The 11,899-nt window shown below is 62.5% G+C and carries 9 protein-coding genes and 1 pseudogene; 6 read left to right on the top strand and 4 right to left on the bottom strand.

Going from position 1 to position 11,899, the window contains the following annotated elements:
• Window positions 1-101 precede the first annotated feature (101 nt).
• Window positions 102-929, top strand: a complete 828-nt coding sequence (locus tag AC0L16_RS29320) for a DUF2189 domain-containing protein (protein ID WP_473624890.1) — start codon at window positions 102-104, stop codon at window positions 927-929.
• Window positions 930-1,180: 251 nt separating this feature from the next.
• Here AC0L16_RS29320 and AC0L16_RS29315 read toward each other — a convergent pair whose 3' ends face one another.
• Window positions 1,181-3,145, bottom strand: coding sequence for a TadE/TadG family type IV pilus assembly protein (locus AC0L16_RS29315; RefSeq protein WP_473624913.1), 1,965 nt, complete (start codon window positions 3,143-3,145; stop codon window positions 1,181-1,183).
• Between the two features lie 349 nt (window positions 3,146-3,494).
• Here AC0L16_RS29315 and AC0L16_RS29310 point away from each other — a divergent pair, with 349 nt between their 5' ends.
• Window positions 3,495-4,355: a TIGR01459 family HAD-type hydrolase gene (locus tag AC0L16_RS29310; RefSeq protein WP_473624889.1), complete on the top strand. Its 861-nt coding sequence runs from the start codon at window positions 3,495-3,497 to the stop codon at window positions 4,353-4,355.
• A 26-nt stretch (window positions 4,356-4,381) separates the two neighbouring features.
• The gene (locus AC0L16_RS29305; RefSeq protein ID WP_473624887.1) at window positions 4,382-5,365 is read left to right on the top strand and encodes a bifunctional riboflavin kinase/FAD synthetase; all 984 of its coding nucleotides are present in this window, start codon (window positions 4,382-4,384) and stop codon (window positions 5,363-5,365) included.
• 58 nt (window positions 5,366-5,423) lie between these two features.
• Here AC0L16_RS29305 and AC0L16_RS29300 read toward each other — a convergent pair whose 3' ends face one another.
• Window positions 5,424-5,978, bottom strand: a complete 555-nt coding sequence (locus AC0L16_RS29300; RefSeq protein ID WP_292487921.1) for an HdeD family acid-resistance protein — start codon at window positions 5,976-5,978, stop codon at window positions 5,424-5,426.
• A 330-nt stretch (window positions 5,979-6,308) separates the two neighbouring features.
• Here AC0L16_RS29300 and AC0L16_RS29295 point away from each other — a divergent pair, with 330 nt between their 5' ends.
• Entirely contained in the window at window positions 6,309-7,214 is a 906-nt protein-coding gene (locus AC0L16_RS29295) for an alpha/beta hydrolase (protein WP_473624886.1), read from the top strand.
• Between the two features lie 269 nt (window positions 7,215-7,483).
• Window positions 7,484-8,296 (top strand): annotated as a pseudogene (locus AC0L16_RS29290) (MipA/OmpV family protein).
• A gap of 35 nt (window positions 8,297-8,331) precedes the next feature.
• On the opposite strand, the gene AC0L16_RS29285 reads toward AC0L16_RS29290, so the two are convergent.
• Entirely contained in the window at window positions 8,332-8,646 is a 315-nt protein-coding gene (locus AC0L16_RS29285; protein ID WP_473624911.1) for an antitoxin Xre/MbcA/ParS toxin-binding domain-containing protein, read from the bottom strand.
• Window positions 8,647-8,662: 16 nt separating this feature from the next.
• Window positions 8,663-8,848 carry a hypothetical protein gene (locus AC0L16_RS29280; protein WP_023802265.1) on the bottom strand — a complete coding sequence of 62 codons (186 nt, stop codon included), beginning with the start codon at window positions 8,846-8,848 and terminating at the stop codon, window positions 8,663-8,665.
• Window positions 8,849-8,903: 55 nt separating this feature from the next.
• Here AC0L16_RS29280 and ileS point away from each other — a divergent pair, with 55 nt between their 5' ends.
• Complete coding sequence (ileS, locus tag AC0L16_RS29275; RefSeq protein WP_473624885.1) at window positions 8,904-11,891, top strand: isoleucine--tRNA ligase; 2,988 nt, start codon at window positions 8,904-8,906, stop codon at window positions 11,889-11,891.
• Window positions 11,892-11,899: the final 8 nt, after the last annotated feature.

Genomic DNA, 11,899 nt, shown 5'->3' with positions numbered 1-11,899 from the left:
GACAAGCACGTCGAATTCGGCTATCATGCCATCGCTCTTGAAGTGGCAGCTACGGGCCGCCATCCTGGCGGTGGCCGCCCCCTGAAGACGGGAGAATGGGTATGGCCAGCTTTCATGTCATGTCGGACGCGCGTGGAATGCACGTGCAGCCCCGGGTGCGCCGCATCACCACGGCGGACCTGATCGATGCGCTGCGGCTCGGCGTCGAGGACTTTTGGGCAAAGCCATCGCATTACGTCTTCATGTGCCTGATCTATCCGGTGGTCGGATTGATCCTGGCGCAGTGGACGACATCCGGCGCCTACGCCATCCAGCTGCTTTACCCGCTGATGTCCGGCTTCGCCCTGCTTGGACCGTTCGCCGCGATCGGCCTCTACGAGATCAGCCGCCGCCGCGAGCTCGGCATGGACACGTCCTGGTGGCACGCGCTCGAGGTGCGCCACTCGCCGGCGTTGCCGGCGATCGCGGTCATCGGCATCATGCTGGTGGCACTGTTCCTGCTCTGGCTGTTGACCGCGCAATCGATCTACACCAGCCTGTTCGGCGCTCAGCCGCCGGCCTCGATCAGTGGCTTTTTGCGCGAGGTGCTGACAACGCCCAAGGGCTGGACGCTGATCCTGCTCGGCAATGCGGCTGGCTTCGTCTTCGCCGCGATCGTGCTGGCGACGACCGTCGTCGCTTTCCCGCTGCTGCTCGACCGTGATGTCGGCGCGGTCTCGGCGATCGAGACCTCGGCACGGGCGGTGATGACAAACCCGCTGCAGATGGCGCTGTGGGGCCTGATGGTCGCCGTGCTGCTGGTCATCGGCTCGATCCCGCTGTTTGCCGGGCTCGCCGTCGTCATGCCCGTGCTTGGCCATGCGACCTGGCATCTCTATCGCAGGCTGGTCGAACCAGAGCGGGCGCAGCCGGACCGGCGGCCGATGTAGGCGCGTTAACAGCCGAAGAATGCAGCGGCCCAGAACAAAGCTGTTCGGTCGCGATCCTTCGCGCCCCCCTCTGTCCTGCCGGACATCTCCGAGGGGGGAGATCGGCAGCTTCTGCGCCTCGCCTCTTCTGCGGCGTTGGAGTTTGGCGAAAGCCGTGGCGACATCCGATCACCCCCCTCGTGGGGGAGATGGCCGGCAGGCCAGAGGGGGGCGCTGTCCCGCCGGCCTCTCCCTAAGTCACCCAATCGCCTTCAGCCGACGATGCGCAGGTTCGACAGCTCGTTGGCGATTTCCTTGAAATTGTCCGACAGCGTCGCCCCGGTCGCGTTCCAGAACAGCTTGGCCGGCTTGGTCGGATCGGTGGGATCCTTGCGGAAGCGCGAGTCCGAGGAGCAGGCCTTCAGCGCGTCGAGTGCTTTCTTGTCGCCGGCATCGGTGGTCGACAGGTCGAGCGCAACGGTCATGACGAGGATGTTCGAATTCTTCGCGTTGCCGCAAAGGGTCTGCATCTGCTCGTCCAGCGCGGCGGTGTAGTTGGCGCCGGTGTAGGTCGTCTTGCCGATGTCGGTGCTTGTGTTCATGAACAGGCGCGTCACGCTTCCAGACCCCGGATATGTCAGGCCGGTGTAACCGTAAGCGGCGTAGGTCGACCTGTTGTTGGCATAGCCGCTGTCGCTGACGGCGCTGTAGGTATTGGCGCCGTCGGTCAGCACGATGACCACTTTGTCGTTGCCTCTTTCAGCGTTCGGCCGGCCCTCGGTGAAAGGTTCGTTGCTCGACACCGTCCGCCAGCCCCAGGCAAGGCCTTCCGGCACGTTGGTGTTGCCGTTCGGCGCCATGGCGTCGATGGCGTTGTCGATCTCCTCTTTCTGGGCAAGCTGGGTCACGTCTTTGAGCGGTGTGATCGGGTTGGTCGTGCAGGACGAATTCGGGCCGTCGCCCGAGGCAGCCGACTTCGAGCCGTAAGGCTTGACCAGGAAATATTTGCGCATGTCCGACTGCCGCTGCGATGCGGTTGGGCTGTCGGTGTAATAGGGCCAGTCGGCCCACCAGTTGTTGCCGTAACCATAGGACAGATAGGTCACGTCGTCAGTGCCGTCGCGGTTGAAATCGAGCCAGAGCGTGCCGGCCTCGTCGGGCGCAAACATCGGCACGAACAGCGTGGCAGGCGTGGCGGTATCAGGCGTCGTGTCGTCGTTGTTATAGGGGTACGGCCTCGCCTCCACGCAACCCTGCCAGCTCGCATAGCGGCTGGTGGTGTAGATATATTCCGGGGTGGTCCAGTGGCCGGTCCGGCAAGTGCCGTTTTTCCTGTATTGATCGCAGATATACTGCTTGCTGTTGGGCACTTCTTCGCGACCGGATTCGACCGTCATGTCGGCGAAGAGGCTGAAGCGGGTCAGTGGTTGATCCTCGGTATCGCCCCAGCCGGTGCCGCGTTTGTACCAGAGGCCGTTGAGCTTCTCGGCGTATTTGTCCGGATCGTCGGCGGCGGTCATCTTCGTCCAGTCGAAATTCTCGTGCTGGATCGGGGAGATGCCGTCCTGGTCCATCCAGCTATCCAGATCATGGGTGGGACCGACATTGACCGAAGCAGCGAACGGCACGAGGGAGAACTGCACCGGTTTGCTGACCTGCTTCATCTGCTGTGCCTGCAGCGCCAGCGTATCGACAAGCTGTTTGGCGGCAGTCTTCAGCAGGTCTATTCGCTTCTCCCCGGTGCCGGAACCGAGGTCGTTCATCGAGCCGGAATTGTCGAGCACAAGGGCGACTTCCAGCGTATTCTTGAGGCGGATTTCCGAGCACTCCGTGAAAGTTGTACCGCCGCTGGTGGTCCCGCCGCCCAACAGCATGGCGGCGGCCGGCAGAAAATAGGGGTGATAGGTCAGGGCGCTGCAGAGCTTCAACGTGCCGCCACCCGCGTTGCTGTTGGGCAGGGTGACGGTAAGCGACGTGTTGGCCGGATCGACGGGGCCGAGATTGGTTTCGAAGAAAGTCTTGGCGTAGGCTCTGGCGGCGTCGTCGGTTGCGCCGGAGACGACCTGCTGGGCGGTGGCGAGGCCGGCGGCGTCCAAAGCGTTCAACGTGGCGTGCTTCTGGCGCAGCAGTTCCGAGTAATCGACGCTGAGCGCCACTCCGCCCATCAGTGGCACCATCGTGATGACCGTCATCAGCGTATAGTTGCCACGCCGGTCCCTACCGAATTTTCGGATCATTGCCTTCAGCACCCCGCCAGAGTCGGCGAAAGATGCCATCAATCCTTAAATTTCAGATTGCTGAAAAACGTCCAACGTCGGCACAAGTTTTCAAAGCTCGTTAACCACGCCGCCGATGCCGGCATTGCTGCGCGCGGCTGGACCGCCCGCCGAAGCCTGCAGAGTGGGTGAAGCCTCGGCGAGAGCGGCTTGCGCGCTTGCCTTTGTCATTGCCAAGGCAATCCTTGAACCAGGGCAATCCTGAAAAATGTGAAAGCTGGTGACAGGGTCAAGAGCTTCGGTTAATGCGAACCTGCCACGGCGGACCGTCGGCGGTGACGCTCGCAACCATCATGATCTGGGAAACAATATGGCGGACTCGCCCGATATCATCGGCTCGCTCGCGGATTTGTCGGGAGCCTATTGTGCCATCCTGTGCGATGTCTGGGGTGTGGTCCACAATGGCGAACGGCATTTTCCGGCCGCGGCTCTGGCGCTGGCCACCGCGCGCGAGGCGAAGATACCTGTCGTGCTGATCACCAATTCGCCGCGCCGCAGCGCCGATGTGGTGGCGCAGATGAATGCGATCGGCGTTCCCTCGGCGGCCTATGACCGCGTCGTCACCTCCGGCGACGTGACCCGCGATCTGATCATGGAGGGGCCGCGAAAGATCTTCCACATTGGCGCCGATCGCGATTTCACGCTCTATGACGGGCTTGATGTCGAACTGGTCGAGGAGTTCGAGGCGTCCGGCGTGGTCTGCACCGGGCTGTTCGACGACGAGGTCGAGAAGCCGGAGGACTACGCCGATCTTCTGCGACGGCTGCGCGCCAGGAACCTGCCCTTCATCTGCGCCAATCCCGATATCGTGGTCGAGCGCGGCGAGCGGATGATCTGGTGCGCCGGGGCCCTGGCCCGCGACTATGCCCAGCTCGGCGGGCGCACGCTGATCGCCGGAAAACCTTATGCTCCCGTCTATGACGTCGCGATGAAGGAGATCGCCGACCTGCTCGGTCGCCCGGTCGAGCGCTTGGACGTGCTGGCTATCGGCGACGGCATGATGACCGACATCAAGGGTGCTGCCGACAATGGCTTCGACGTGCTCTACGTGTCGGGCGGCATCCATGCCCGCGACTACGGCGATCCGTTACAACCGGATCCGGCCAGGCTGATCGCCTTTCTGGAAAGGCACGGCTACCGGCCGGTCGCGGTCATTCCGAGACTGCAGTAGGCTCGCTCGATGACGGAAGCCTGAAAATGACGCAAGCCTTCGAACGCGTTTCCGCAGTCTCGCCGCTGCCGGCCCATTTGCGGGGTGGCGTGGTGGCGATCGGCAATTTCGACGGTGTGCACCGCGGCCACCAGGCCGTGCTCGAGCGCGCGCTGGCCGAGGCCCGCCGGCGCGGTGTGCCGGCGCTGGTGCTGACCTTCGAGCCGCATCCGAGAAAGGTGTTCCGGCCCGAGATACCGCTGTTCGTGCTGACGCCGCCGCCGATGAAGGCACGGCTGCTGTCGCATCTGGGCTTTGCCGCACTCGTTGAACAGCCGTTCACGCGCGACTTCGCCGCACTGTCGGCGGAAGCGTTCGTGACCGATGTGCTCGACAGGAATCTCGGTATCATCCACGTCGTGACCGGCTTCGACTTTCACTTCGGCAAGGACCGGCAAGGCGGCCCGGCCTATCTGATGGCGGCCGGCGAACGCCACGGCTTCGGCGTCACCCTGGTTGACGCCTTTCGCGACGAAGGCGCCGAGGTGGTGTCGTCGAGCCGCATCCGGGCGCTGCTGTGCGAAGGCTCGGTGGCCGAGGCCGCCAGCCTGCTCGGCTACCGCTTCACGGTCGAGAGCGAGGTGATCGGCGGCCAGCAGCTTGGCCGGACGCTCGGCTTTCCAACCGCCAATATGAGGCTTTCGCCGGAACCCACTCTGAAGGAAGGGATTTACGCCGTCCGCTTCCGCCGCGCCGACGGCACGCTTCTCGATGGCGTTGCCAGCTTCGGTCGCCGCCCGACCGTCGATGACAACGGCGCGCCGCTTCTGGAAACCTTCGTCTTCGACTTCTCCGGCGATCTCTACGGCGAGATATGCGCGGTGTCCTTCTTCGGTTTCCTGCGCGCCGAGGTGAAGTTCGACGGACTCGACGCGCTGGTCGCGCAGATGAAACGTGACGAGGCCGAGGCGAGGGCGCTGCTTGCCGGCATCAGCCCGCTTTCCGAGCTCGACGCGGCCGTTGCTTTCTAAACATGATCCCGAAAAGTGGGAACCGGTTTTCGGGCAAGATCATGCTAAAACCAAGAACCTATTTTTTCAGCGCCAGGCCGATCGCAATGAAGGCCCAGCCCTGGAAGATCAGGTCGACGGCGAGAAACAGCCCCAGCACCCATACGCTGTTGACTGGCCAGCCCATGGCGATGACCAGGCCGGCAAGCGCACTGATGACGCCGGCCGCAACCAGCCAGCCCCAGCCTTTTTCCGGTCTGTGCCTGTACCCGACCCAGGCCCTGAGCACGCCTGAAGCGAGAAGGGCGACCGCCAGCAGGAAGGTCAGCACCGCCGAGGCCAGCAGCGGATTGTAGAAGGCAAAGAACCCGGCGACGGCATAGAGCAGACCGCTGAGCAGCCAGTAGAAGAACCGGGTCCATGTCTTCACACCGAAGGCATGCATGATCTCGATGATTCCGGCCATCAGCATCAGCCAGCCGACGACGTAGATCGAGGCGACGGTGGCGATGAACAGATTGCCGAAGGCGATGCCGCCGAGGATCAGCAGCAGCACGCCGAGCCCGACGAACCATCCCCATTTCGCCCGCGTCTGACCGATTGCATCTTTCAAGGCATCGCCGTGCAGTGTCATCGCCCTTCTCCCTCAGGTTACCTTTGCCGGCATGAGAGTAACGCTGACAGGCTTGCCGGTAAAGCGAGCAGGGGGCGAGCGCCACGCCCCAAGCGATCGCTTGCCAGACGTGGCTAGACCCGAAGCGGCCAGATACCAGACGTAATATTTCGACCATGTGCGGCGGCAGTGCTAAAGCATGACGAGCGGGTTCTGGACGACTGTTGTCCCCTTGTCTTCGCCATGGCGCAAACGAAAGCGGTGGCCCAGCGCTGGCAGTGACGCTTTGTTGGATGACGCGAGGCTGCTGCTTTCCGCCCGATTTTATGCTTGATGAGGCTAGGGAAGCAAATGGGCGATATGGACGAAGGCCTCGATCTGACGGAGATTAACGCGGTCCGCAGTTTGCTGACGTCAAAGCCACGACCGGTGGGCTGGGACGAACGCCGGGCACGGCTCGACGAGGTTGGTTCCGTGTGGCCGATTGCGGACGACATCAGATGCGAGGATGCGGTTTTCGATGGCCTCGAGGGAGAGTGGTCGCTAGCGCCTGAGAGTGACAGCGATAAGGTTCTGCTCTTTTTCCATGGTGGTGGCTACTGCTCCGGCTCGCTCAAAAGTCATCGTCGAATGGTGACCGAGGCAGGCCGAGCAATGGGAATGCGCACCCTCGCGATCGACTATCGACGCGCACCGGAACATCCTTTCCCTGCGCAACATGAAGACGCACTCACCGCATGGCGCTTTCTGGGCCGGCAAGGGATCGCGCCGGATCGCATCGTGGTTGGCGGAGACAGTGCGGGCGGCAACCTCACCCTGTGCCTGGTCAGTATATTGTGCGCGGCAGGGGAGCTGTTGCCGCGATGTCTTTGGCTGGTTTCGCCCTGGACGGACCTCTCGATGTCCGGCGCGACACTATCAACTAAGGACGCGATCGACCCTATCATCCACCGGGCGTATTTGGAGGAACTGGCCACCGCCTATGTTCCCCATGGCGTTGGTCGGCGCGATCCCCTGATCTCGCCGTTGTTCGCCGATTTGAACGGATTTCCCCCAATGCTGATACAAGTCGGTTCGGCCGAGACGCTGTTGTCGGACGCAACTCGGCTCGCGCAAGCCGCTGGCGCGGCTGACGTCAAAGTAGGTCTCGAAATTTGGCCGCATATGATTCACGCCTGGCCGGTTTGGAATGCAGGATTGAGTGCCGGTCGCCGCACCCTTCACAGCGCGGGAAGCTTTGTCCGCGGATTTTTGTAACTCCTGGGTGAGCAGCCAGGCTCGTACGGCTATTGCCAAATTCAAACAGCAGCCGAGACATTCCAGGATGGAAAGCGAGTTGGCAGCTGCTGGCGCATTTCCTGACGTCTTGATCTGGGACCTCGGCGGTCTAGACAATTGACGGCAATGCGGAACAGTACGACCAATGCCGCCGATGTTACGGATATTAAATCAAATTTTACCGAGCGGGCGCGATGGCTGGTGAAGGCTGGTTGTGTCGGCCAACGTGTTCGACGTATGGAGTAACGATGCGTTCTGTCCGAGCGAGTCCGGTGGTTCTGGCCGCCTTCATATTTGGGGGTCCCGGTCTCGCCGAAGCCGGCTAGGGCGCTTTCGGCTGGATGTCCGGCGATTGGTATCTGACAGTCGGCGCCACCGGCCTGGTCGCCCCCGATTTCGAAGGCAGCAAGAGCTATATACTCAGCGCCCAGCCGATCATCTTGCTCGGCAAGGTCGGTCCTGCGGCCCGCTTCACCTCGCGCAACGACAACATCTCGCTTGGGTTGATCGACGATGGCGGCTTCAGCGCCGGCCTGGCCGGAAAAATCCTGTTTTCGCGCGATGGCGACGACGCCGACGAGTTGAGAGGCCTCGACCCGGTGCGCTGGGGCGGCGAGGCAGGCGGCTTCTTCGAATTCTATCCTTTGGACTGGTTGCGCGCCCGCGCCGAATTGCGGCACGGCGTTCGCGCCCATAGCGGCTTCGTCGCCGACATCGCCGCCGACGCATTCTCCGATGTGACGCCGGAGGTCAGGATTTCGGCCGGGCCGCGCGTTTCGTTCGCCTCGTCGGACTATTTCGACGCCTATTATGGCGTCGACGCCGAGGAAGCCGCAGCGTCGGGCCTCAGCCAGTACCGACCGGGCGGAGGCGTCAAGTCGGCGGGCCTCGGCGGCGCGGTGACCTGGAAAGTGACCGAGCCGATGACGGCCAGCCTGTTCGGCGAATATTCGCGGCTGATGGGTCCGGCGGCCGATTCCAGCCTGGTCAAGGAGCGCGGCTCGAGGGATCAGTTCACGATCGGCGTATCGACGACCTATCGGTTCGATTTCTCGATGTGATGTCGCAGGATGTGTATTGCGCGCAGCCGCATGGCTCAGGCGACTATGCCGTAGGCGATGCGGTTGCGTTCGTCTTCCACAAGCGTGGCACCTGGTTCCGATTGCAGGAGATCGATGGGCACTTGGTTGAGCACCCGACTTGGCTTGCGCAGCCACCGCTGCGCCTTTTCATGGTTGACGAAAACGCGATCCGCCATCGTTGAAATGCGTTCAAGTCGCAAAGCGCGGTCGGACTCAGTAGTTGTCAGGGTCACATTTCGTTCCTTCCGGTGCCCTAACTGTGAAATGCAAACCGTAGATGTTGGTCTTCCAACACCATCTGCCGATAAACATAGGCGCAATCGGTACACGCCCCTAGGGTATGCATCAGAGTTCGGGCTTTTCAATGGGGCCGGCCTCGTCTAAAAGCCCGGTCATGACGCAGTTTCCTCGCGCACTCGCGATTGCGATACGAATTACAAGCCCGGTGTTCCGGGCGGCCTGAGCGCCGCCGGAGCCGCCGGGAATTTTGCGCGCGGCCTCTCGCGCTTTTTCCAGATCATGATAGTTCAACGCCCGGGCTCTTTTGCCGGGCAATGTATATGGCAGACCAATGACCGATACGCCGATGACCGACACTGTTGAAACGATCGACTATTCCAAAACGCTTTATCTGCCGCAGACGGATTTTCCAATGCGCGCCGGTTTGCCCGAGAAGGAGCCGCTGCTGGTCAAACGCTGGCAGGACATGGAGCTTTACCGCAAGCTGCGCGAAAACGCCGCCGGCCGCGAAAAATACGTGCTGCATGACGGCCCGCCCTACGCCAACGGCAACATCCATATCGGCCATGCGCTGAACAAGATCCTCAAGGACGTCATCACCCGCTCGTTCCAGATGCGCGGCTACGACTCGAACTACGTGCCTGGCTGGGATTGCCACGGCCTGCCGATCGAATGGAAGATCGAGGAACAATACCGCGCCAAGGGCAAGAACAAGGACGAGGTGCCGGTCAACGAGTTCCGCAAGGAATGCCGCGAGTTCGCCGCGCACTGGATCAAGGTGCAGGGCGACGAGTTCCAGAGGCTCGGCGTCGTCGGCGACTTCGACAATCCCTATACGACGATGGCGTTCCATGCCGAGGCGCGCATCGCCGGCGAACTGTTGAAATTCGCCATGTCGGGCCAGCTCTATCGCGGCTCAAAGCCGGTGATGTGGAGCGTGGTCGAGCGCACCGCACTGGCTGAGGCCGAGGTCGAATACCAGGACTACGAGAGCGACACGATCTGGGCGAAGTTTCCGGTTGTCAGCCTTGCCCGGCAAGTCACCGACGTCATCGATGGACAGCTCGCAAAGCTGGATCCGAAGCTTACCCAGACGTCACTGGACTTGCTGGAGGCCGATGTCGTTATCTGGACGACGACGCCATGGACCATCCCCGGCAACCGTGCCGTGAACTATTCGCCACGCATCAACTATGGCCTCTACGAGGTCACTGCGGCCGAGAATGCTTTCGGCCCGCAGACTGGCGAAAGGCTGATCTTTGCCGACGCGCTGGCAGAAGAGGCTGCGACCAAAGCCAAGGTGACGATGGACCGCCTCCGCAGCATTTCGGCCGAAGAGCTTGGAAGCCTTACGCTTTCTCATCCCTTCAAAGGTTTGAATGGCGGCTATGAATTCGATGTCCCAATGCTGGCCGGCGAGCATGTCACCGACGAAGCCGGCACCGGTTTCGTCCACACCGCGCCGGGCCATGGCCGCGAGGACTTTGACGCCTGGATGGATGCGGCTTCGGACCTTCGCCAGCGCGGCATCGACACCGCGATCCCGTTCACCGTCGACGATGCCGGCTTCTTCACCAAGGATGCGCCAGGCTTTGGCGCGGACCGCGAGGGCGGTGCGGCGCGTGTCATCGACGACAACGGCAAGAAGGGCAATGCCAACCAGGCGGTCATCGACGAGTTGATCAAGCGCAACGCGCTGTTCGCGCGCGGGCGGCAGAAGCATTCCTATCCGCATTCGTGGCGGTCGAAGAAGCCGATCATCTTCCGCAACACGCCGCAATGGTTCGTCTTTATGGACAAGGAGCTCGGCGACGGCACGACGCTGCGCAGCCGTGCCCTGAAGGCGATCGACGACACCCGCTTCGTGCCGGCCGCCGGCCAGAACCGCATCCGCGCCATGATCGAGGAGCGCCCCGATTGGGTGCTGTCGCGCCAGCGCGCCTGGGGCGTGCCGATCGCCGTCTTCGCCGATGCCGACGGCAACGTCCTGCGCGACGAGGCGGTCAACCAGCGCATCATCGACGCCTTCGAGAAGGAAGGCGCCGACGCCTGGTTTGCGGCCGGCGCCAAGGAGCGTTTCCTCGGCAATCACGATGCCTCGAAATGGCAGCAGGTGATGGACATCCTCGACGTCTGGTTCGATTCCGGCTCGACCCATGTCTTCACCCTGGAGGATCGTCCGGATCTGAAATGGCCGGCCGACGTCTATCTCGAAGGCTCCGACCAGCATCGCGGCTGGTTCCACTCCTCGCTGCTCGAAAGCTGCGGCACCAGGGGCAGGGCGCCTTACTACACCGTCGTCACTCATGGTTTCACCATGGACGAGGAGGGGCGGAAAATGTCGAAGTCGCTCGGCAATACTGTCGTGCCGCAAGACGTCATCAAACAGTCGGGCGCCGATATCCTGCGACTATGGGTGGTGACGACCGACTACTGGGAAGACCAGCGGCTCGGCAAGAACGTGCTGCAGACCAACATCGACGCCTACCGCAAGCTGCGCAACACCATCCGCTGGATGCTGGGCACGCTTGCCCATGACGATGGCGAGGACGTGCCGCTGGACAAGATGCCGGAGCTGGAGCGGCTGATGCTGCACCGGCTCTCCGAACTCGATGAAGTCGTGCGCGCGGGCTACGACGCCTTCGAGTTCAAGCGCATCACCCGCACGCTGCTCGACTTCATGGTGGTCGAGCTGTCGGCCTTCTATTTCGACGTCCGCAAGGACGCCCTCTACTGCGAGGCGCCGTCCAGCGTGAAGCGCAAGGCGTCAGTGCAGGTGGTGCGCCATCTGTTCGACTGCCTGGTGAAATGGCTGGCGCCGATGCTGCCCTTCACCATGGAGGAGGCCTGGCTCGACCGTCATCCGGACGCCGTCTCGGTGCATCTCGACCAGTTTCCACGAATCCCGGCCGACTGGAAGAACGAGGCGCTGGCGGAAAAATGGCGCAAGGTGCGGCAGGTTCGCCGTGTCGTCACCGGCGCGCTGGAGATTGCGCGCGCCCAGAAGGTCATCGGGTCGTCACTAGAAGCGGTGCCGGTCGTCACGCTCGATGATGCGGCGCTCGAAGCGGCGATATCGGATGTCGACATGGCCGAAATGGCGATCACCAGCGATCTGGTCATTGCGCATGGCAACGCGCCTTCTGGCGCCTTCACGCTGGACGACGTCAAGGGCGTCGCCGTGGTGGTCGAGAAGGCCGAGGACCGGGGTCTGCTCAAATGCGCGCGCTCATGGCGATACACGGCCGATGTCGGGCAGGACAAGGAATTCCCCGACGTTTCGGCGCGGGACGCGGCGGTGCTGCATGAATTGAAGGCGCTTGGTCGACTTTAATGCATGTC

The organism is Mesorhizobium sp. WSM4848 (assembly GCF_055811375.1).
This window is presented reverse-complemented; position numbering and strand designations above follow the sequence as displayed.

Coding starts and splice junctions, on each gene's coding strand:
- AC0L16_RS29320 (WP_473624890.1), top strand. CDS start 102: ATGGCCAGCTTTCATGTCATGTCGGACGCGCGTGGAATGCACGTGCAG.
- AC0L16_RS29295 (WP_473624886.1), top strand. CDS start 6,309: ATGGGCGATATGGACGAAGGCCTCGATCTGACGGAGATTAACGCGGTC.
- AC0L16_RS29305 (WP_473624887.1), top strand. CDS start 4,382: ATGACGCAAGCCTTCGAACGCGTTTCCGCAGTCTCGCCGCTGCCGGCC.
- ileS (WP_473624885.1), top strand. CDS start 8,904: ATGACCGACACTGTTGAAACGATCGACTATTCCAAAACGCTTTATCTG.
- AC0L16_RS29315 (WP_473624913.1), bottom strand. CDS start 3,145: ATGATCCGAAAATTCGGTAGGGACCGGCGTGGCAACTATACGCTGATG.
- AC0L16_RS29310 (WP_473624889.1), top strand. CDS start 3,495: ATGGCGGACTCGCCCGATATCATCGGCTCGCTCGCGGATTTGTCGGGA.
- AC0L16_RS29300 (WP_292487921.1), bottom strand. CDS start 5,978: ATGACACTGCACGGCGATGCCTTGAAAGATGCAATCGGTCAGACGCGG.